Consider the following 18790-nt stretch of genomic DNA (forward strand, 5'->3'; position numbering starts at 1 on the left):
GCCGCGCAGTTGTTCACAACTCAGGAACGGTGGGCCGGATCCGGGCCGGAACCGCCCTTCGGGCCTGAGTTCCGGCGGTTCTTCCTGAGTTGTGAACACCGCGCGCGCCCCGCCCCGCCGCGCCTCTCGGCCGGAGTGCCTGAATGACCTGTCGCAACTGCTCGCGGAGCCGGTCGGGCGCCTCGAAGATGTCGGATGCCATCGGCCGGACCGTGACGTAGCCCTGCATGGCCGCCGCAAGGTCGCGCAGTCGATCCTCCCGTTGCTTCTCCCAGCCCTCGTGGAACTCCTTGCTGTCGCACTCGATGATCAGCCACCCCTCGACGAGGAAGTCCACGCGCCCGACGCTCGGGATCACCACCTGCGTCTGGAACCGCACGCCCAGGGCTCGCAGGATCAACCGCATGAAGGTCTCAGATCCGGACTCCGCCGCGCCGTCGACGAGCTTCAGCAGCACCGCGAAACGCGCGGGCAGTCGCTCGAACAGTGTCTCCAGCTGACGCACTGTCATCAGCCGGTGATGGACGACGCTGTCCAGCGTCGCGAGTGCGGCGCGCAACGATTGACAGCGCACGGACTGCAGCACGGCGTCGGCGAGCGCGACGACGTGAAGCGGGGCTCCGTCGGCGGCCCACGCTCCCCAGTGCAGCCGGACACCGCCGGGCCGCTGCGGCAGCCGCCCGGCGTTCGGCGGGACGTGGATGTGGACGGTCGGCGCGGCGAGGACGAACACGCCGATCATCTCCAGCAGCGACAGGCAGCACAGCCGCCCTCCCGCGCGCACCGCGTCGGCGATCGCCGGGTCGACGTCCGGGAGGGCGTAGCGGTTACGCCGCAGGCGCAGCAGCCGGCCCGTGCGGACCGCGGTCGTGATGTCGCGGGGGCGCCAGCCGGCGTCGATGAGCTCATCGCGCCGGAAGACAAGGCGGGCATAGGTCTGCAGGAGTCGCTGACGGACGGTCTGTCGAGTGGTCATGGCGGACAGGATGCGCCCGCGGTCTCGGCACCCGGCGGCCGATTTCCACGCATTGTGGGCAAGTCACGCTGCCGCCTGATTGTGCAGAGGCGTTCATAACTCAGGAACCGAGCCCCCTGATCGCCGGTTTCCGGGTCGAATGCGCCGGAACCGGCCGGGTTCTCCTGAGTTGTGAACGCCACACCGGGCCGACGGTCCGATCCGGGCACCCCCGGTAACGTGGAGGGATGCCGGAACGCCTGCTCGCCCCCGAGGACACCGCGGCGACGGTCGGAGAGTTCGCGCACGGCGGCGCCACTCTGGTGTTCGAGGACTTCGGCGAGAGCCGCCATCCGATCGTGCTGCTGCATGGCATCGGGATGGGCCGCAGCGTGTACGTCGACCTGGTCTCACGACTGTCCGGTCGGGTCATCGGCCTCGACCTGCCGGGTTTCGGCGAGGCGCCGGAGCCCGAGCGCACGCTGACCATGGAGCGGCACGCCGACCTCGTGGCGGCGTTCCTGCGCGACCGGGAGGTCGACGGTGTCGTGGTCATCGGCCACTCGATGGGCAGCCAGATCGCCGCGGAGCTCGCGGTGCGGCACCCCGCCCTCGTCGCCGGCCTCGTCCTGGCAGGACCCACCGTCAACAGTGCTTCCCGCAACCTGCGCGCGCAGGCCGGGTACCTGCTGTTCGACCTGCTCCACGAGCGGCCGATGGTGCTGTGGCGCGGCGCGCGCGAGTACCTGCGCGGCGGGCCGCACCTGATCCGCAAGATGCGGGCCACGATCGTGCACCGCCCGGAGCGCATCTACCCTCGCGTCGCTTGCCCCACCCTGGTGGTGCGTGGACAACGCGACCCGCTCGCGCCGATGACGTGGTGCCGTGAGATCGTGGATGCCATTCCGGGCGCCCGGTTCGCGGAGATCCCCGACCACGGCCACGGCACACTGATCAGTGATTCCGGCGCCGCGGCGAAGCTCATCGACGAGTTCGTCGCGAGCCTGTAGCCGCTCCTCACCCCGCCGCCGGCGGCGTCCGCTTCGACTCGTCGTACTCGTCCACGACGAGGGTGTGCGCCGGAATCGCCCCGTTGCGGTAGGCCTGGCGTCCGACGATGTGCGCCGAGAGCGGTGCCGTCGCGAACTGCATCAGCACGACCGGCGCGACGATGAGCATCCCCAGCAGGATGCCGCCGACCGTGCGCTGCGACACCGCGATCGCCAGGCAGATCAGCACCAGTCCCAGCACCTGCGGCTTCGTGGCGGCGTGCAGGCGGCTGGGCACGTCGGGGAAGCGCAGCAGACCGACCGCCGCGGACACGCACAGCGCCGCGCCGATGAGCACCAGCGTCACCACCGTGGTGTCGACGAACGCTGCCGGCAGTTCGGTCTCGAGGAGGTCGGCGAGGTTCATGGAGCGGTGTTGTCCCTTCGCGCGACGTACCGGGCGACGGCGATCGAGCCGAAAACGCCCACCGCGGCGATGGTGAGCAGCACGGGCAGACTGCGCGTGTGCCCGTTGATCGCCATCTCCGCGCCGAGCACGCACATCACCTCGGTGAGCAGCACGTCAGACGCCACGGCGCGGTCGAGGATCGACGGACCGCGCACGATGCGGATCAGGCACAGCAGCGCGGCGACGCCGAACACCGCCATGATCAGCACGAGCATCACGTTCATCGCTCTCCTCCCCTGCGCTCATCCTCGCGCAACGCGCGGTGCTGCGCGGGCGTTCCCAGGGCGCGGACGATGCGGCGCTCCCAGCGCAGCACCTTGCCCCGGAACTCGTCCACGTCGGCCTTCGTCCGCACGCCGATCACGTGCAGATAGAGGATGCGACGGTCGCGGTCGGCCTCGACCACGAGCGAGCCGGGGATCAGCGACGACGTCACCGCGACATGCGTCATCACGATGTCGTCGGCGTACCGCAACGGCACGCCGATGATCGCCGCCCCCGGCTGGCGGCGGAAGTCGAACACCTGCACGGTGACGGCCGCGGCCCCCGAGACCACCGCTCCGAGGAACTGCAGCACGAACAGAAAGGCGTGCCACACGTTCACCCGACCCACCAGTTCGACGGTCGGCAATCGGAACACCCGCGTCACGAACACCGCCACCACCAGACCGGATACCAGTGCCAGCGGCGTGAACTGGTGCCACAGCAGCATCCAGAGCACGACAAGCCACAGCAAGAACGGGATCTGCAGGGCCGCATCGCGCAGCAGGCTGCGACGGGAGTCGTGGATCATCCGCCGGCCTCCTCGTCGAGCTGCACCAGGCTGACCGGCTTGAGCAGGTTGACGCCGATCCGCTCACACACCGCGTACAGCGGACCGGCGAACACGGTGAGTGCGAGGGTCACCGCGACCATGCCGCCCGTCGCGACGTTCATGATGGCGGGGATCCGCCGGGTGGAACCCTGCTCGTCGGCGGCGGCGGCGTTCCCGAGATAGGCGAGCCGACCGTCGATCTCGGCCGCATCGTCGTCTTCGCGCCAGAAGGCCAGATTCCATGCGCGCATCAGCGCGTAGAGGGTGAGCAGGGACGTCAGGATGCCGCCGAAGATGATCACGATCATGAGCGGCGTGCCCACGGCGGCGGCCGCCTCGAACAGACCCACCTTGCCGATGAACCCCGAGAAGGGCGGCAGTCCGCCGAGGTTCACGGCCGGCACGAAGTACAGCACCGCCAGCAGCGGGGCGGCCTTCATCAGGCCGCTCACGCGCAGGATCGACGTGCTGCCCGCCTTCCGCTCGATCAGGCCCACCGCGAGGAACAGCGTGGTCTGCACGACGATGTGGTGGACGATGTAGTAGACCGTCGCGCCGATGGCATCCGGGGTCACGATCGCCAGCCCGAAGATCATGTACCCGACGTGGCTGACGAGGGTGAACGACAGGATCCTCTTCAGCTCCGCCTGCGCGACCGCGCCGAGCACGCCGATGATCATCGTCGCCAGCGCCACCACCAACAGCAGGGTGTCGATGCTGTTCTCCGCGAAGAGCTGCGTCTCGGTGCGGATCAGCGCGTACACGCCGACCTTTGTGAGCAGTCCGGCGAACACCGCGGTGACCGGGGCGGGGGCGGTGGGGTACGAGTCCGGCAGCCAGAACGACACCGGGAAAATGGCGGCCTTGATGCCGAACGCGACGAGCAGCATCAGGTGCAGTACGAGCTGGGTCTCCTGCGGCAGCTGCGCCACGCGCTCGGCCACCTGCGCCATGTTCACGGTGCCGACCGCGCCGTAGATCATGGCGATCGCGGCGAGGAACAGGATCGACGACACCAGCGACACGACGATGTAGACCGCCCCCGTGCGGATGCGCGACTCCGTGCTGCCGAGCGTGATGAGCACGTACGACGCGACGAGCAGGATCTCGAATCCGACGTACAGGTTGAACAGGTCGCCGGCGATGAACGCGTCGAAGATGCCGGCCGCCAGGATCAGGTACGACGGGTTGAAGATCGAGATCGGGGTCTCCTCGACCCCGTCGGCGGCGCCCTGCCCGATCGAGAACAGCAGCACCGCGAGCAGAACGATGCTGGAGACGAGTACGAGCAGCGCCGCGAACCGGTCGACGTACAGCACGATGCCGAAGGGCGTGGGCCATCCGCCGACCGAGACGGCGATCGGACTGCCCTGGTCGACGGCGACCAGCAGCACAGTGGCGATGACCGAGACCGCCCCCAGCGTGCCGGCCGAGACCGCCACCTGCAGCCGCGGGCTGCGTCCGAAGACCAGCGTGACCGCGGCGCCCAGCAGCGGCAGGGCGACGAGAAGCGGGACGAGCGCGCTCACGACCGATCCCCCTCTCCCCCGGCGTCGGTCGGCACGTCCACAGGTGCGTCGTCCTGGATCGCGGAGTGGTCGCGCATGTGCAGCACGGTGATCGGTGCGGTGTCGACGCCCACGAAGTCGGTGGTGGCCGAGTCGTCCTCGGTGCCGGCCTCGTCGTCGAACATCTCGTCCTCGGCATCCGTCCGCTCGCGCAGCGCGATGTCGGCCTCGTCGTCCTCGACCGTGTCGGCCTGGCCCAGCTGCCAGGAGCGGTAGATGAGCGCGAGCAGGAACGCCGACACGGCGAACGTGATGACGATGGCGGTGAGGGTGAGAGCCTGCGGCAGTGAATCGCTGGTATGGCCCTGCGCGCCGAAGAACGGCGCCGTGCCGGGGACGCCCATCACGACGAGCAGGAGGAGGTTGACCGCGTTCCCCAGCAGCAGGAAGCCGATCAGCACCCTGGTCAGACTGCGCTCCATCATGGCGTACACGCCGCAGCCGAACAGCACGGCCATGATCACGATGAGGGTGAGGGAGACGTCCATCAGAGCCGCACCCCCCGCTCCTGGCCGGCGCTCCGACCGTCGGCGGCCGCATCCTGTCGGCGCGCCTGTGCCTGGCGGTCGACCTCAGCGCCGAGGCTGCGCAGCACGTCCAGCACCAGGCCGATCACCACCAGGTAGACACCGGCGTCGAAGATGGTCGACGAGACCAGCTCGAGGTGACCAAGCACCGGGACCTCGGCCTGCCACACAGTGCTCTGCAGCGGTGCCATACCGAAGAAAAGCGGCACGACAGCGGAGCCCGCCGCGAGGATGAGGCCACCGCCGAGCAGGCGACCGGCGTCGGCCGGCGCGGCGGCTCCGAGCTCCCACCGCCCTCCGGCGATGTAGCGCATGACGAGCGCCATCCCCGCGACAAGGCCCCCGGCGAAGCCGCCGCCGGGGCTGTTGTGCCCGGCGAACAGCAGGTAGATGGACACCACGATGATGGTGTGGAACAGGATGCGCACGATCACCTCGAGCAGAATCGAGCGGTTCTCGGCCTTGACCTGCTGCCCGCCGACCAGCCAGGCACGTGGTGCGTCGCGGTTCTCGGCGGTCTGGAAGCGCACCCCGTCGGTGGTCTCCACGAGCGGGCGTCCCGAGCGACGCCGACGCGTCTTCGGCAGCGTGCGGGTCGCCGACAGCAGGTCGGCGCGGTGGGTGACGAAAACAAGGGATGCCACGCCGGTGGCGGCCAGCACGAGCACACTGAGCTCGCCCATGGTGTCCCATCCACGGAGGTCGACCAGCGCCACGTTCACGACGTTGCGGCCGTGTCCGAGCTCATATGCCATTTCCGGAAAGTTCACCGAGATCGGCTCGGCGACGCGCGCCTGGGTGGCCACGATCGCGACGAACGCCATCGACACCCCGACCGCGATGGCGAGCACCGCCCGCGGCGCGCGCCCGACCGAGGCGTTGTGCTCGCCGAGGCGGGCCGGCAGACGGCGCAGCACCAGCGCGAACGTGACCAGGGTCACGGTCTCGACGAGGATCTGGGTGAGGGCGAGGTCGGGCGCGCCGCCGGTGGCGAACAGCACGACCATGCCGAGGCCGGTCACCGACACGAGCACCGCGCCGGTGTACCGCTTGCGGGCGCGCACCGCCACGACCGCTGCGGCGGCCATGATCGGTGCGACCACCAGCTGTACCGGCGTGTGCCAGGCGGACAGTTCGACGCGTTCTGGGGCCGCCGCGACCAGCGCCGTGCCCTCGGCGGCGACCAGCACGATGAAGATCGTCCCGACGTAGAGCGGAAGCGAACCGCGCTGGGTCACGCTGGTGACCAGCACCGAAAGACGGTCGACACCCCTGACCACGGCGTAGTAGGCGTCTCCGGCGGTGAAGGGCAGCAGTCGCGCGCCCTGTGCCGCCCCGGAGCGGGCGCCGATCAGGAAGAGTCCGAGGCCGAGCAGCACGGCGGCCGCCGACACGAACAAGGCAGGTTCCACTCCGTGCCAGAGCGCGAGATGGGCGAGACCGTGTTCGGCCTCGGTCGAAGGCGGGAGGCTCACGGCGTATCGTCGCAGCGCGACGTCCAGCGCGGGCGCGCCGATGCCGCAGGCGATGGCGAGCCCCGCGAGCAGGATGGGCGCTGAGAGGAAGCCGACCGGCGGATCAGGCCATGCCGTGTCCGGCATACTCTCGCCGTCCGCGTCCCTCTTGCGCCAGAACGCACCCCAGACGAAGCGGATGCCGTACGCCGCCGTCAGCACGGAGCCGAGCACCACGCCGGCGAGCGCGACGAAGCCCCACGCGGACCCGGCCAGCCATTCGTCGATCAGCGCGGTGAGCCCGGCTTCCTTGGCGACGAAGCCGATCGTGGGCGCGACGCCCATCATCGAGGCGACCGAGATGATCGCCGCGGTGGTCATCACCGGCGCCTGCCTCCCGACGCCGGACAGCTCGCGGATGTCACGCGTGGACAGCTGGCGGTCGATCACACCGACGATGAGGAACAGCGCCGACTTGAAGAGTGCGTGCGCGACGACGAGGGCGATGCCCGCGAGTGCGACGGCGGGCGTGCCGAACCCGAGCATGACGGCGAAGAAGCCGAGCTGGCTGACGGTGCCGAAGGCGAGGATGCGCTTGAGGTCGGTCTCGCGGAACGCCTGCCATCCTCCGAGCAGCATGGTGAGCACGCCGAGTCCGATCACCATGGGCTTCCACGGTGCGACGGTGGCGAACCCGGGCGCGAGTCGGGCGATGAGGTAGATGCCGGCCTTCACCATCGCTGCCGCGTGCAGGTAGGCGCTGACCGGGGTGGGAGCGGCCATCGCACCTGGTAGCCAGAAGTGGAAGGGGAACAGCGCCGACTTGCTGACCGCGCCGACCAGGAGCATCACGACCGCGGCGTCCACCACCGGACCGGTCGGCGCCATCGCGATCAGCTCCCGGATGCTGGCGGTGCCGGCATCCACCACCAGCACGATCGCGCCGACGAACATCACCAGCCCGCCCAGGGTGGTGACGAGCAGCGCCTGCAGCGCCGCGCGGCGGCTGGCGGCGCGGCGGCGGTAGTGCCCGATCAGCAGATAGGAGAGGATGCTGGTCAGCTCCCAGAACATGACCAGCATGATCAGGTCGTCGGTGAGCACCAGGCCGTACATCGCGCCGGCGAAGGCGAGCAGCACGCCGGCGAACGGACCGACGCCCGTCGCGTCGTCGTGGAAGTACCAGCGGCAGTACATCAGCACCAGGGCGCCGACGCCGGTGACGATGAGGGTGAGCACCCAGCCGAGCACGTCCATGCGCAGTGAGAGGTGCAGGCCGAGCTGCGGGATCCACGCGTAGTCGGTGAACGGCACCGTGTCGGGGTCGAGCACGGCCGGGGTGCGCATCACCGCGTGCACGAAGGCCGCGGCAGGCACGAGCGCGCCGATGAAGAACGCCCGGGCTCCCAGCCAGCGCACCAGCACGGGCAGCAAGAGGGCCCCCGCGAGGAACACGGCGAGGAGCAACGGCATCGGCGGCTCCTCTGTCGCGTCGGGGCCTCTCGGCGCGGCGGGCGTTCGCCCTCAGTCTACGCGGCGGGCGGTGCCGCCGTCGTGCCGGGGCGGAACGTGCACGCGAAGTGCACCGACCGACCGGGCTCCCCCGCCAGCATCCTGGCGACCTGCTCCCCGGCCGCGCGCCCCTTCTCGAGTGCCGGCTGCTGGATGGTGGTGAGGCGCTGCCCGCCGAGTCCGTCGACGGCGATGCCGTCGAATCCGACCACGGTGAGGTCGTCGGGCACGCGCAGCCCGCACTCCTGCGCGGCCCGGATGGCGCCCACGGCCAGCAGGTCGCTCTGCGCCAGGATCGCCGTCGGCCGGTCCGCACGCAGTTCGCCGGCGTCGTCGAGCAGCAGCGCGCGGGCCGCGATCATGCCCTCGTCGATCAGACTTCCGGCCGCGCTCACCGCCGGTGCGTCCGGGAACACCTCGCGCAGACCCGCCAGCCGGTCCAGCGCCACCTCGACGGTCGCGGTGGCCAGACGCTCGACCGTCACCGGGCCGCGGATGCGCTCGATCTCCAGCGCCAGGGTGATGATGCCCACCCGGCTGTGCCCGAGATCTGCGACATGACGCGCCATGGTCGCGGAAGCGGCCCTGTTGTCGAGCGTGATCTCCGGCATCCCTTCGACGCCGGTGCCTTCGATGACCACCACCGGCAGTCCTCGTCCCCGCACCCCCTCGACCGCCTCGCGCGTGCGGGTCGAGCAGCCGAGCAGCACCAGCGCGTCGACCGGCGCCTCCGCGATCGGCGGCGCTTCGGGCACGCGCGGGTCGTCGCGCAGCAGCAGGAGCCCGACGCTGGCATCCGCGAGCGCCTCGGTGAGCCCCTCCATCAGCACCGTCGTCACCGGGTCGAGGAAGGCGTGCCGCAGGTCGGCGCCGAGCACCACCCCGACGATGCCGCTGCGCCCCAGCCGCAGCGAGGCCGCGCGCGGGTCGGGCCCGGAGTAGCCGAGATCGGCGGCGGCGGCGAGCACCTTCTCGCGGGTCGCGTCGGCGACCTTGACCTTGCCGCTGAACACGACGGATGCCGTCGACGTGGACACCCCGGCGGCGCGCGCGACGTCGGCGATGGTCGCACGGCGGCGGGTGTTCGTCATCTACCGAGGGTAACCCGGGCGGGGCGGGGCGTCGCCGCCTGTGGCGGAGTCTTTCGAATCGATTCGATACGATGGTGCGATGGACACCGCCCTGACCCGCTCGCAGTTCGTGCGCTGGCGCGCCGCGATCTTCGCGATCTTCCTCGCCAGCGGGCTGTCGATCGCGACGTGGGCGTCGCGGGTGCCCAGCATCGGCGAGGCGCTGCAGATCGACAAAGCGCAGATCGGCCTGCTGCTGCTCGGCATGGGCATCGCCTCGATCGTCGGCATCTCCACGAGCCCCGCCGTGATGGCCCGCACCGGCGCGCGGCTCGGGATGCTGCTGACGATGATCGCCGTCGCGGCCGGGGTCGCCCTGGTCGGCGTGGGCGCCGAGGTGTTCGGCTCCGCAGCGGTGGTGGTCTGCGGGCTCGTGCTGTTCGGCTTCGGCAACGGATCGCTGGACGTCATGATGAACGTCGAGGCGACGGCGGTCGAGCAGCAGATGGGCAGAACGATCCTGCCGGTGTTCCACGCGTTCTTCAGCTTCGGCACCGTGATCGGCGCCGGTATCGGCGCACTGGCGGCGCAGGCGGGCGTCGGTGTCGCGTTGCACGCGGTGGTCATCGGCGCCGTGATCCTCGCGGCCGCGGTGGTCTGCTTCTTCCAGGTCCCCGCCCGCGAGGCCGCGCTCGATCCCGCCCCCGACGAGAAGCCGGACTGGCGCGAGCGCATGCACACCGCACTCGAGGCGTGGCGCGAGCCGCGGACCTACGCACTCGGCGTGGTCATGCTCGGCATGTCTTTCGCCGAGGGTGGCGCGAACGACTGGATCGCGCTCGGCGTCGTCGAGGGACACCATGCGGATGCCGGCATGGGCGCCCTCGCCCTGGCCGTGTTCTCGGTCGGGATGACTGTCGTACGACTGGCCGGCGGTCCGCTGGTCGACCGGTTCGGACGTGTCGCAGTGCTGCGCGTCCTGGCGGTCGCGGCGGCGGGCGGCATCCTGCTGTTCATCCTCGCCGAGCCGTTGCCACTGGTGCTGCTGGGTGCGGCGCTGTGGGGCGTCGGCGCCTCGCTCGGCTTCCCGCTCGGGATGTCGGCGGCCGCAGATGACCCCGCCATGGCGGCGGCACGGGTGAGCGCGGCGGCGACGATCGGCTACATCGCCTTCCTGGGCGGCCCGCCGGTCCTCGGTCTGATCAGCGTGCACATCGGTCTGCTGAACACGCTGTTCATCCTGGTGGCGCTCGTCGTGATGTCCGGGCTGTTCTCGGGGTCGGCGCGCCCGCTCCCCCAGCCGGAACCCGCGCGGACCGCGACGAAGTAGGCTCGTCGGGTGCGTCTCGTCATCGCCCGCTGCTCCGTCGACTACACCGGTCGCCTCAATGCCCACCTGCCCCTGGCCACCCGCCTGCTGGTGCACAAGGGCGACGGCAGTCTGCTCGTGCACTCGGACGGCGGCAGCTATAAGCCGCTGAACTGGATGAGCCCGCCGTGCTCGCTCGCCACCGAGGAGCCCGGCGAGGAGGAGTCGGCGGCCGGCGTCCGTGAGGTATGGCGGGTGACCCACAAGAAGACCGGCGACGCGCTGCGCGTGCAGATCTACGACATCGTGCACGACTCCAGCCACGACCTGGGGATCGATCCCGGCCTGCAGAAGGACGGCGTGGAGGCCGACCTGCAGCGGCTGCTCGCCGAGCAGGTCGAGTTGATCTCCGAGGGCGCGACCCTGGTCCGCCGCGAATACCCGACCGCGATCGGCCCGGTCGACCTGCTGGTGCGGGATGCCGACGGCGCCGCGATCGCGGTGGAGGTGAAGCGCCGCGGTGACATCGACGGCGTCGAGCAGCTCACCCGCTACCTGGAACTGCTGGGGCGGGATCCGCACCTGGCCCCGGTGCAGGGCGTGTTCGCCGCCCAGGAGATCAAGCCGCAGGCGCGGGTGCTCGCCGAGGATCGCGGCATCCGTTGCCTCGTGCTCGACTACGAGGACATGAAGGGTCTCGAGTCGGGGATTCCGCGACTGTTCTGACGCCGCCCAAGTCGGGTCTCAGTCTCGGGCGGAGCGGAACAGCGACCGCAGCACGAAGAAGACGACCACCCCGCCCTCAGCCCTACCCGGGGGTGGGGATGAACATGACGCGTCGGGTGGGGTGGTCGGTGTAGTGGCGGCCGAGGGGGCTGGTCCAGTGGATGGAGCCGTCCGCGGTCTGACGCGCGGTCCACCGGTGTGCGTCGGGCACGTCGGGGTGTTTGAGGGCGTGGTGGGTGAGGCAGAGGTGGCTCAGGTTGTCGGTGGCGGTGGGGCCGCCGAGGGCGTGGTCGTGGTTGTGGTCGATCTGGCAGCGGTAGACGGGCATGCGGCAGCCGGGGAACCGGCAATGCTGGTCGCGGGCGCGCAGGAACCTGCGCATCGGCTCCGTGGGCGTGTAGGTGTCGGTGCTGGTGACCAGGCCGGTGGGGTCCAGGAACAGGCGGGTCCAGCCGGTGTGGTTCCCGGCAAGATGGCGGGCGATGTCCGGGTCGAGCGGCCCGTGCCCGTCGAGGGAGGCGGGGTGGTCGTCGGCGCCGGTGAGGGTGGTGGCGTTCACGGTGATCTGGATGCGGGCGGTGATGTTGCCCAGTGCGGGGCCGTGCACGGTGGACGGGTCGGTGGTGAGCAGCAGGTCGGTGAGCAGGTCCGCCCGCATCTGATCCAACGTGCGGGTATCCGCTGAGAAATGGATCACATCGGGATGCTCCCCCGCGTCGGCACGCACCCGAGCCAGAATGCCGGCCACTTCGGGGTCGTTCATCCACTCCCACGGATCCTCTCCGGCAGACTCCGCGCCGGGTGGGGAGCCGCGGTCGCATCCGGGCGGTGGGGGTGGGAAGGGGTCGGTGGTGAACGTGTCCCCGTCACCGAAGATCACGTCCGCCGCAGCCTCACGGTCGCCGTCGGCGGGCGTGGCGTCCGTCTCAGCGTCTGCTTCCGCTTCCGGCTCTTCCGCGGCCTCGGACCCGCTCTCGTCGTCGTCGGTGATGACCGGTTCGGGTTCGTCCTGTGCGGCGTCGGTGTGGGCGCGGTGTTCGGCTTCGGCGAGGCGGATGGCGAGCAGGATGGCGTCGATGTCGGGTTCCCAGTCGGCTTCCTGCGCGATGCGGGTGAGCCGGTCATGGATCGCCATCGCCAAATACTCCGGCAGGATCGCGGTCAACAACGCCAACCCGTCCCCGACCGAGCGCACCGTCACGCTCCGTTCGGCTTTGGCGTTGCGGTGCCGTTCGGTCACGCTCTGCCCGGCCAGGGCGGCGGCGACCTGCCGGGCGTGCGCCCGCGTCCGCATCGGGGAGTCGGTCTCGGCGACCACCAGCACCGCGGCCTGGTACAGGTCGATCACGTCCGGGTCGGCCTGGCCGGCGCGGATCGCGGCAGTGATCGGGGACAGGGCGCGGGCGATCTCCCGGGCATGCGCGGCGTCGATCCGACCCTCCTCGAACGCAGCCCGCACCGCGGGCAGCTCGTCCATGACGGTCGCCGCGTCCAGGAACGCGTACTCGACCGCCCCCTTCGACACCCGCCCAGCCGCGGAGTACTCCGCCACCATCGACCGGTAGGTCGAATCCCGATGCGCCGGATTCTCACGGATGTCCTCATCCAGCATCCGCATCCGCTCCGCCGCCAACCCCGCCAACCGAGCCTCCAACTTCGCGATCTCACGACGAGTGGACACCCACTCATCCAGCAGCGCCTCCCGCCGCTCGAGATCCAGAAGCTCCATCGCCATACAACCAGTTTAGAACATATGTACGACGCCGGCAAGGATTTCGCGCAGGAATCTCTAGGCTGTTTCCATGGCCGTCTCCCCTTATTCCTGCATCCTCTGGGACGTCGACGGCACGATCGCCGATGCGTCCGCCGGCATCCTTCCCCGCCTGCGCCAGGTGTTCGCGTCGTACGGCCTGCCCGACCCCGCACCGGAGTCGCTCGTGCAGTGGATCGGGCCGCCGATGTTCGAGTCCTTCCAGCTGCGCGCCGGCATGACGCCCGAGCAGGCGCAGGAAGCGGTCGGGCGGTATCGCGCACTCGCCGCGGCCGACGGGTACGCCTCGTCGGTGACGATCTACCCCGGGATCGCCCAGCTGCTGCGCGAGATCGCGGATGCCGGCATCCCGCAGGCCACCGCGAGCACCAAGCCCGAGAACCAGGTGCGCGCGATCCTCGAGCACTACCGCCTCATCGGCTCGTTCACTGCCATCTCGGCCGCCCGCCCCGGCATCGCCGGCCAAACTGACGGCAAGTCCCAGGTGGTGGCGTGGGCGCTCGAGCGTCTCGCCGCCGCGGGGGCCGATGTCAGCTCCCCCGTGCTCGTCGGCGACCGACACCACGACGTCGATGGAGGCGCCGAGCACGGCATCCCGGTCATCTTCGCGGAGTGGGGATTCGGTGAGCCGGAGGAAGCCGACGGCGCCACCCACCGCGCGGCCGACCCCGACGCCCTGCGCGTCCTGCTGCTCGGAGCTCCGGCCCGACGCTAGTCGCGGCCCGCCTCGATCGCCGCCGCCACGGCCTCGGGCTGGTCGAGATGCGGGATGTGACCGGCGTCCTCGATCACGTACACCTCGGCCTGTGGCATCCGCTCCCCCAGCGCACGAGCGGATGCCACAGTCATGAGGGCGTCCCCCTCCCCCACCACGAACGCGGTGCGGACGCCGCTGCCGACGAGATCGTCGTCCAGCCGCATCTCGGGACGCCAGCCGCGCAGCGTCGTCACCTCCCGCAGGATCTCGCGGTTGGCCGCCGCCCAGCCCGGCATCCGCATCGCCGCCAGCGCGACTTCGAGGATGTCGTCCGGGACCCGCTCCGGGTGTGCGAGGTATCCGCCGAAAGCCTTCCTCCGGACGCTCTCGGTGTCGCGCGGCATCATCCGGGAGACCGCCGCGCCGATCCCCGGCGTCGCCCACAGGCGGAGGAACAGGCCCGGATCGGGGAACAGCCCGCCCGCCGCGCCGGCCAGAACGAGCCGCTGGACGCGGTGCGGATGCGCGGTCGCGAAAGCGATCGCGACGAAGCCGCCCATCGACCCGGCGACCAGTTCGACGCGGTCGAGGCCGAGCCCGTCGAGCAGGCCGGCCACCCAGTCCGCCGAGTCGCGGCGGAATCCACGCGCCCGCAGGTCGCGCGGGTCGGACAGGCCGAACCCGGGCCGGTCAGGGATCAGCACGCGACCCGAAAGCCGTCCCGCCAGCGGCGCCCACTCGGCGGTCACACCGACCCCTCCGTGGATGAGGAGGGTGGCGGTGCCCGTCCCGACGTGGAGCACGGCGGTCGAGCGCCCCTCCGCGTCGACGATCGCGCGCTCCTCGGCGTGGAAGCCGCGCATCTGGAAGACCTCTCGGCGCAGACGGCGGAAGCGCGCCCGCTCGTCGAGGTCCTCCGAGACTTGGGTCGACATGATTACTCCTGCGCGTCGCATCATTGCGTTACGCCGTAACGTAATGCCGTTTCGATAGGATGTCAACCATGGGCCGTCCTCGCGTGCACGACGAAGTCACCGCCGTCCGCCTGCTCGACGCGGCGGAGGAGATTCTGGAGTCCTCCGCGCTCGACACCCTCTCGATCCGCTCACTCGCGGCCGCGACCGGGACGAGCACCCGAGCGGTCTACAGCACGTTCGGCTCGAAGCGGGAACTGCTCGCCGCGCTGGCCGGACGGGCGTTCACCCTTCTCGAGCGGGACGTCGACGCGTTGCCGGTGACCACGGACCCGGCATCCGATCTCGTCGCAGCCGGGCTGGCCTTCCGTCGTCTCGTCACCGAGCATGCGGCGCTGTTCCGCGTGGCATTCCACGACAGCGAACCGGCGGAGGCGACGTGGCCGGAGGTTCGACCGTTGCAGCAGGCCGCGCTCACCCGGTTGCGAGCGCGGATCGCCCGGGTGCTGCCGGAGGACTCGACGGATGCCGTGCTGCGCACGCACACGGTGACGTTCCACGCCCTGTGTGAGGGGCTGGCGACGCTCCAGTTGCGCGGGCTGCCGGTTCAGGACACCTGGGAGCAGTCGCTGCGGCTCCTCGTGCGCGGAATGCGCGGCGAGCGCGCGCGGCCGTGACACGCACCGGCCCCAAACGCACGAACTCCCCGCCCGGACGACATGGTCCTGACGGGGAGTCCGGTGGTCTCCGCCTCAGAGAGGACGGATGTTCTCAGCCTGCAGGCCCTTGGGGCCCTGCGCCACATCGAACTCGACGCGCTGGTTCTCGTCGAGCGAGCGGTAGCCGTTGGACTGGATGGCGGAGTAGTGCGCGAAAACATCGGCGCCGCCGTCGTCAGGGGAGATGAAGCCGAAGCCCTTCTCCGAGTTGAACCACTTGACCGTGCCCTGGGTGCTCATTTACTGCCGTTCTGCTGATTGCTATGCCGAAGCAGGATGCGCCGGCTGAGCTAACGCTAGCCCAGGGGACCCGCACCGCAATACCGCTTGACAGAAGGTGACACAAACGTTGCACGACCATCGAGCGCGGGCAAAGAAGTGGCCCTCACCGCGGGGGGAGCGATGAGGGCCGAAGACGACCGGAGGGTGCGTCGCAGATCAGCATACACGGATTCCGAGAAGTTTGTCCCCCAAAAGGGGGACAAAATCACGGAACGGTGCGATGATGTTGTCACGGCAATCCCGAACAGACCCAATGGGGACGGATCAGCGAAGGAGAGCCAAGGTACGTGCAGTGATCGTCGTTCGGGCGCTGGGGATGTCCGATCGCCGGCTGGGGAGCAGCGAAGACGATCGATCCCAATGCATGCACCTTCAACATAGGGGAGGGGCAGGCCGAGGTCCATGGGGTTCGGCCTGTCATGACTCGTCGGGGATCGCAGGTTCGAGGAAGAGACGGCGGCACAGCGAGGCACACCGCCTCTCCTCGAACCGCCCTCGGATCAGCCCGCCCAGCGCACTGCTTCCCCCCTGGTCAGGCGCGGTTTCATGGCGTGCGCCGACCCCGGTCCTTCCGCTCTCCGGCATCTAGCGCGCTGCAGTCGGCTCTGTCAATCCCGTGGTCGCTGCGCGCTCGCGGTGACACGCTGGCATCTCCACTGACCGAGGGGTGGCCACCCGCCTCCCCGGACGAAGGGAGCGACACCATGGGCGCCATGGACGATGCCAAGCACAACATGGAGAAGATGGCCGGCAAGGCCAAGGAGGGCCTCGGCGACGCCACCGACAACGAGGACCTTCAGGCCGAGGGCAAGATGGACCAGGTCAAGGCCGACGCCAAGAAGGTCGGCGACGACATCAAGGACGCCTTCGACAAGTGACTCGCCTCCGGTGAGCCCCGGGGCCGCGCGCCAGATCTGGCCGGCCCTCGAGCCTTTCGGATGCGCCGTCGACCCTTGTGGTTGGCGGCGCATCTGCGTCCACCGCGGTCGCTGAGCATCTCGCGCCGCGACACCACCGTCGCCCAGAGGAGGCCGGGATGCCGCACGCCGTTCGATTCGGAATCGAGGAGGAGTACGTCCTGCTCGACCGGGATGCCCTGGTCCCCGTCTCGGGAGGTGATGACCGGTATGCGATGTTCGGGGAGGTTCCCAACGGCGGGCGGATCTGCGCCGAGTACCTCAGCAGCCAGTTCGAGTGCGCCACCACCCCGCTGACCTCGCTGCAGGACGCGGGGGAGCAGCTGATCGGCATGCGCGCGCTGCTGGGCGGGTTCGCCGCCGAGCGACACGCGTTGCTCGGCGCGACGGGGTCGCCGTTCGCCACCGCCGGCAGGGCGCAGATCTCCCCGTCACCGCACTACGACGACGTGTTCGAACTGCTCGGCCAGCTCACTCAGGAGCACGAGGTCAACGGCATGCACGTGCACGTCGAGGTCGCCGACGACGAGGAGCGCGTCCGCGCGCTGAGGCGCGTGCGCTCCCGCCTGCCGGTGCTGCTCGCCCTCAGCGCCAACTCCCCCTTCGTGTACGGGATGCACTCGGGGCTGGAGAGCTGGCGCAGCGTGCTGATCCGTCGCCTGCCGGTGTCGTGGAGCCCGCCCGCGTTCGCGGATGCCGACGACTACCACCGTGCGGTGCAGCGCCTGGTCGACATCGGCGCGCTCCCCGTCGCATCCTCGGCGTCGTGGGCGGTGCGCCTCTCGGAGAGTTACGCCACTGTCGAGGTCCGCGTGGCGGACGTGCAGCTCACCGTGCCCGATGCGCTGCTGCTTGCGGCACTGATGCGAGGCATCGTGTGCACCTCCGACCTCACCGACGAACGCCAGCGCGAGGAGGAGCTGGACGCCTCGATGTGGATGGCGGCGCGCCACGGCATGGACGCGCGCTTCCTGACCGTCGACGGCGGGCTGGAGACGGCGTGGGATGCCGTGGGGCGGATGCTGTCCGGCATCCGCCCCGCCCTGCGCGAGTTCGGGGACGAGGATTTCGTCGACGACCAGCTGGCGCGGATCCGCCGGGAGGGGACCGGATCGCGCCGGCAGGCCGCGGCGCACGCGGCAGGGGGAGTGGACGGGCTGCGCGCTCTCTACGCCGCCGGGGCGGCGCCGCATCGCTAGCCTGAACGTGTGGTGATGCTGAACAAGGACATGACGCTGTGCATCTCGCTGTCGGCGAGGCCGAGCAACAACGGCACGCGGTTCCACAACCATCTGTACGAGGCGCTGGGGCTGAACTGGATCTACAAGGCCTTCGCGCCGACGAACCTAGAGGAGGCGATCGCCGGGGTGCGCGGCCTCGGCATCCGCGGGTGCGCGATTTCGATGCCCTATAAAGAGGACGTCATCGCGCTCGTCGACCGGATGGACGCCTCGGCGACCGCGATCGACTCGGTGAACACGATCGTGAACGACGACGGGGTACTGACCGCGTACAACACCGACTACGCCGCGATCGCGCAGCTGATCGAGCGGAACCCGCTGGACGCCTCGAGCACGGTGCTGCTGCGCGGGTCGGGCGGGATGGCGAAGGCCACCGCCGCCGCCTTCCGCGACGCCGGCTTCGCGAACGTCACGATCGTGGCGCGCAACGAGGCCGCCGGGCGCGCTCTCGCCGACCTCTACGACTTCTCCTGGATGCCGGACCTCGGCGACGCGACGGCCGACATCCTCGTCAACGTCACCCCGATCGGGATGGCAGGGGGAGCGGATGCCGACGCGCTGGCGTTTCCGCCGGCCGCGATCGAGGCGGCATCCGTGGTGTTCGACGTGGTCGCGCTGCCCGCGGAGACCCCGCTGATCGCAGCGGGCCGCGCCGCCGGGAAGACCGTGATCACGGGCGCCGAGGTGGCGACGTTGCAGGCTCTCGAGCAGTTCGTGCTGTACACCGGCATCCGTCCGTCGGAGGAGCAGGTGCGGGCCGCCGAGCAGTTCATGCGCGCCGGGCAGTAGCGGCGTTTCTCTTCGCGTTCAGGTGGCCGAAACGGCCGGTATCCCGCGGTCGAAGCGGCATTTCGCG

Annotated in this window: 19 protein-coding genes; 8 read left to right on the top strand and 11 right to left on the bottom strand. The window is 70.2% G+C overall.

What is annotated here, in order from left to right; genetic code table 11:
* Positions 1 to 13: 13 nt before the first annotated feature.
* Positions 14 to 976 (bottom strand): endonuclease domain-containing protein, encoded by a 963-nt coding sequence (locus RIF65_RS12680; protein WP_309064991.1) that lies wholly within the window; start codon positions 974 to 976, stop codon positions 14 to 16.
* Positions 977 to 1203: 227 nt separating this feature from the next.
* Here RIF65_RS12680 and RIF65_RS12685 point away from each other — a divergent pair, with 227 nt between their 5' ends.
* A complete protein-coding gene (locus RIF65_RS12685) occupies positions 1204 to 1965 on the top strand; it encodes an alpha/beta fold hydrolase (RefSeq protein WP_309064992.1) in 762 nt (253 codons plus the stop codon).
* A 7-nt stretch (positions 1966 to 1972) separates the two neighbouring features.
* Here the strand turns inward: RIF65_RS12685 and mnhG are convergent, their stop codons facing one another.
* From mnhG to RIF65_RS12720, 7 genes are read right to left on the bottom strand one after another with little or no spacing between them, the layout of a single operon-like run.
* Positions 1973 to 2371, bottom strand: a complete 399-nt coding sequence (mnhG, locus tag RIF65_RS12690) for a monovalent cation/H(+) antiporter subunit G (protein ID WP_309064993.1) — start codon at positions 2369 to 2371, stop codon at positions 1973 to 1975.
* The gene (locus tag RIF65_RS12695) at positions 2368 to 2637 is read right to left on the bottom strand and encodes a monovalent cation/H+ antiporter complex subunit F (protein ID WP_309064994.1); all 270 of its coding nucleotides are present in this window, start codon (positions 2635 to 2637) and stop codon (positions 2368 to 2370) included. Before RIF65_RS12695 ends, mnhG begins: the two co-directional genes overlap by 4 nt.
* Positions 2634 to 3206, bottom strand: coding sequence for a Na+/H+ antiporter subunit E (locus RIF65_RS12700; protein ID WP_309064995.1), 573 nt, complete (start codon positions 3204 to 3206; stop codon positions 2634 to 2636). Before RIF65_RS12700 ends, RIF65_RS12695 begins: the two co-directional genes overlap by 4 nt.
* Positions 3203 to 4756 (bottom strand): Na+/H+ antiporter subunit D, encoded by a 1554-nt coding sequence (locus tag RIF65_RS12705; protein ID WP_309064996.1) that lies wholly within the window; start codon positions 4754 to 4756, stop codon positions 3203 to 3205. Before RIF65_RS12705 ends, RIF65_RS12700 begins: the two co-directional genes overlap by 4 nt.
* Positions 4753 to 5283 (bottom strand): Na(+)/H(+) antiporter subunit C, encoded by a 531-nt coding sequence (locus RIF65_RS12710; protein WP_309064997.1) that lies wholly within the window; start codon positions 5281 to 5283, stop codon positions 4753 to 4755. The genes RIF65_RS12705 and RIF65_RS12710 overlap by 4 nt, the downstream gene beginning before the upstream one ends.
* The gene (locus RIF65_RS12715; protein ID WP_309064998.1) at positions 5283 to 8249 is read right to left on the bottom strand and encodes a Na+/H+ antiporter subunit A; all 2967 of its coding nucleotides are present in this window, start codon (positions 8247 to 8249) and stop codon (positions 5283 to 5285) included. The genes RIF65_RS12710 and RIF65_RS12715 overlap by 1 nt, the downstream gene beginning before the upstream one ends.
* Before the next feature lie 56 nt (positions 8250 to 8305).
* Positions 8306 to 9379 (bottom strand): LacI family DNA-binding transcriptional regulator, encoded by a 1074-nt coding sequence (locus RIF65_RS12720; protein WP_309064999.1) that lies wholly within the window; start codon positions 9377 to 9379, stop codon positions 8306 to 8308.
* 79 nt (positions 9380 to 9458) lie between these two features.
* On the opposite strand from RIF65_RS12720, the gene RIF65_RS12725 reads away from it, so the two are divergent.
* Positions 9459 to 10688 carry an MFS transporter gene (locus RIF65_RS12725; RefSeq protein WP_309065000.1) on the top strand — a complete coding sequence of 410 codons (1230 nt, stop codon included), beginning with the start codon at positions 9459 to 9461 and terminating at the stop codon, positions 10686 to 10688.
* A gap of 9 nt (positions 10689 to 10697) precedes the next feature.
* Positions 10698 to 11393: an endonuclease NucS gene (gene nucS, locus RIF65_RS12730; protein ID WP_309065001.1), complete on the top strand. Its 696-nt coding sequence runs from the start codon at positions 10698 to 10700 to the stop codon at positions 11391 to 11393.
* Positions 11394 to 11475: 82 nt separating this feature from the next.
* Here nucS and RIF65_RS12735 read toward each other — a convergent pair whose 3' ends face one another.
* Positions 11476 to 13128 carry an HNH endonuclease signature motif containing protein gene (locus RIF65_RS12735; RefSeq protein WP_309065002.1) on the bottom strand — a complete coding sequence of 551 codons (1653 nt, stop codon included), beginning with the start codon at positions 13126 to 13128 and terminating at the stop codon, positions 11476 to 11478.
* 67 nt (positions 13129 to 13195) lie between these two features.
* On the opposite strand from RIF65_RS12735, the gene RIF65_RS12740 reads away from it, so the two are divergent.
* A complete protein-coding gene (locus tag RIF65_RS12740) occupies positions 13196 to 13879 on the top strand; it encodes an HAD hydrolase-like protein (RefSeq protein WP_309065003.1) in 684 nt (227 codons plus the stop codon).
* On the opposite strand, the gene RIF65_RS12745 is transcribed toward RIF65_RS12740, so the two are convergent.
* Positions 13876 to 14796, bottom strand: coding sequence for an alpha/beta fold hydrolase (locus RIF65_RS12745; RefSeq protein ID WP_309065004.1), 921 nt, complete (start codon positions 14794 to 14796; stop codon positions 13876 to 13878). The genes RIF65_RS12740 and RIF65_RS12745 overlap by 4 nt on opposite strands.
* A gap of 68 nt (positions 14797 to 14864) precedes the next feature.
* Between RIF65_RS12745 and RIF65_RS12750 the strand changes: the two genes are divergently transcribed.
* On the top strand, positions 14865 to 15452 hold the full coding sequence (locus RIF65_RS12750) for a TetR/AcrR family transcriptional regulator (protein ID WP_309065005.1): 588 nt from the start codon (positions 14865 to 14867) through the stop codon (positions 15450 to 15452).
* Between the two features lie 75 nt (positions 15453 to 15527).
* Here the strand turns inward: RIF65_RS12750 and RIF65_RS12755 are convergent, their stop codons facing one another.
* Positions 15528 to 15734, bottom strand: coding sequence for a cold-shock protein (locus RIF65_RS12755; RefSeq protein ID WP_110555044.1), 207 nt, complete (start codon positions 15732 to 15734; stop codon positions 15528 to 15530).
* A gap of 755 nt (positions 15735 to 16489) precedes the next feature.
* Between RIF65_RS12755 and RIF65_RS12760 the strand changes: the two genes are divergently transcribed.
* The 3 genes from RIF65_RS12760 (at position 16490) to RIF65_RS12770 (ending at position 18723) form a co-directional block, all read left to right on the top strand.
* Positions 16490 to 16654, top strand: coding sequence for a CsbD family protein (locus tag RIF65_RS12760; protein ID WP_375142196.1), 165 nt, complete (start codon positions 16490 to 16492; stop codon positions 16652 to 16654).
* A gap of 158 nt (positions 16655 to 16812) precedes the next feature.
* Complete coding sequence (locus RIF65_RS12765; RefSeq protein WP_309065007.1) at positions 16813 to 17892, top strand: carboxylate-amine ligase; 1080 nt, start codon at positions 16813 to 16815, stop codon at positions 17890 to 17892.
* 9 nt (positions 17893 to 17901) lie between these two features.
* Positions 17902 to 18723, top strand: coding sequence for a shikimate 5-dehydrogenase (locus RIF65_RS12770; RefSeq protein ID WP_309065008.1), 822 nt, complete (start codon positions 17902 to 17904; stop codon positions 18721 to 18723).
* The last annotated feature ends 67 nt before the right edge of the window (positions 18724 to 18790 follow it).

Source organism: Microbacterium sp., from assembly GCF_031180975.1.
Classification (GTDB): domain Bacteria; phylum Actinomycetota; class Actinomycetes; order Actinomycetales; family Microbacteriaceae; genus Microbacterium.

Coding starts and splice junctions, on each gene's coding strand:
- RIF65_RS12680 (WP_309064991.1), bottom strand. CDS start 976: ATGACCACTCGACAGACCGTCCGTCAGCGACTCCTGCAGACCTATGCC.
- RIF65_RS12685 (WP_309064992.1), top strand. CDS start 1,204: ATGCCGGAACGCCTGCTCGCCCCCGAGGACACCGCGGCGACGGTCGGA.
- mnhG (WP_309064993.1), bottom strand. CDS start 2,371: ATGAACCTCGCCGACCTCCTCGAGACCGAACTGCCGGCAGCGTTCGTC.
- RIF65_RS12695 (WP_309064994.1), bottom strand. CDS start 2,637: ATGAACGTGATGCTCGTGCTGATCATGGCGGTGTTCGGCGTCGCCGCG.
- RIF65_RS12700 (WP_309064995.1), bottom strand. CDS start 3,206: ATGATCCACGACTCCCGTCGCAGCCTGCTGCGCGATGCGGCCCTGCAG.
- RIF65_RS12710 (WP_309064997.1), bottom strand. CDS start 5,283: ATGGACGTCTCCCTCACCCTCATCGTGATCATGGCCGTGCTGTTCGGC.
- RIF65_RS12715 (WP_309064998.1), bottom strand. CDS start 8,249: ATGCCGTTGCTCCTCGCCGTGTTCCTCGCGGGGGCCCTCTTGCTGCCC.
- RIF65_RS12720 (WP_309064999.1), bottom strand. CDS start 9,379: ATGACGAACACCCGCCGCCGTGCGACCATCGCCGACGTCGCGCGCGCC.
- RIF65_RS12725 (WP_309065000.1), top strand. CDS start 9,459: ATGGACACCGCCCTGACCCGCTCGCAGTTCGTGCGCTGGCGCGCCGCG.
- RIF65_RS12735 (WP_309065002.1), bottom strand. CDS start 13,128: ATGGCGATGGAGCTTCTGGATCTCGAGCGGCGGGAGGCGCTGCTGGAT.
- RIF65_RS12740 (WP_309065003.1), top strand. CDS start 13,196: ATGGCCGTCTCCCCTTATTCCTGCATCCTCTGGGACGTCGACGGCACG.
- RIF65_RS12745 (WP_309065004.1), bottom strand. CDS start 14,796: ATGTCGACCCAAGTCTCGGAGGACCTCGACGAGCGGGCGCGCTTCCGC.
- RIF65_RS12750 (WP_309065005.1), top strand. CDS start 14,865: ATGGGCCGTCCTCGCGTGCACGACGAAGTCACCGCCGTCCGCCTGCTC.
- RIF65_RS12755 (WP_110555044.1), bottom strand. CDS start 15,734: ATGAGCACCCAGGGCACGGTCAAGTGGTTCAACTCGGAGAAGGGCTTC.
- RIF65_RS12760 (WP_375142196.1), top strand. CDS start 16,490: ATGGACGATGCCAAGCACAACATGGAGAAGATGGCCGGCAAGGCCAAG.
- RIF65_RS12765 (WP_309065007.1), top strand. CDS start 16,813: ATGCCGCACGCCGTTCGATTCGGAATCGAGGAGGAGTACGTCCTGCTC.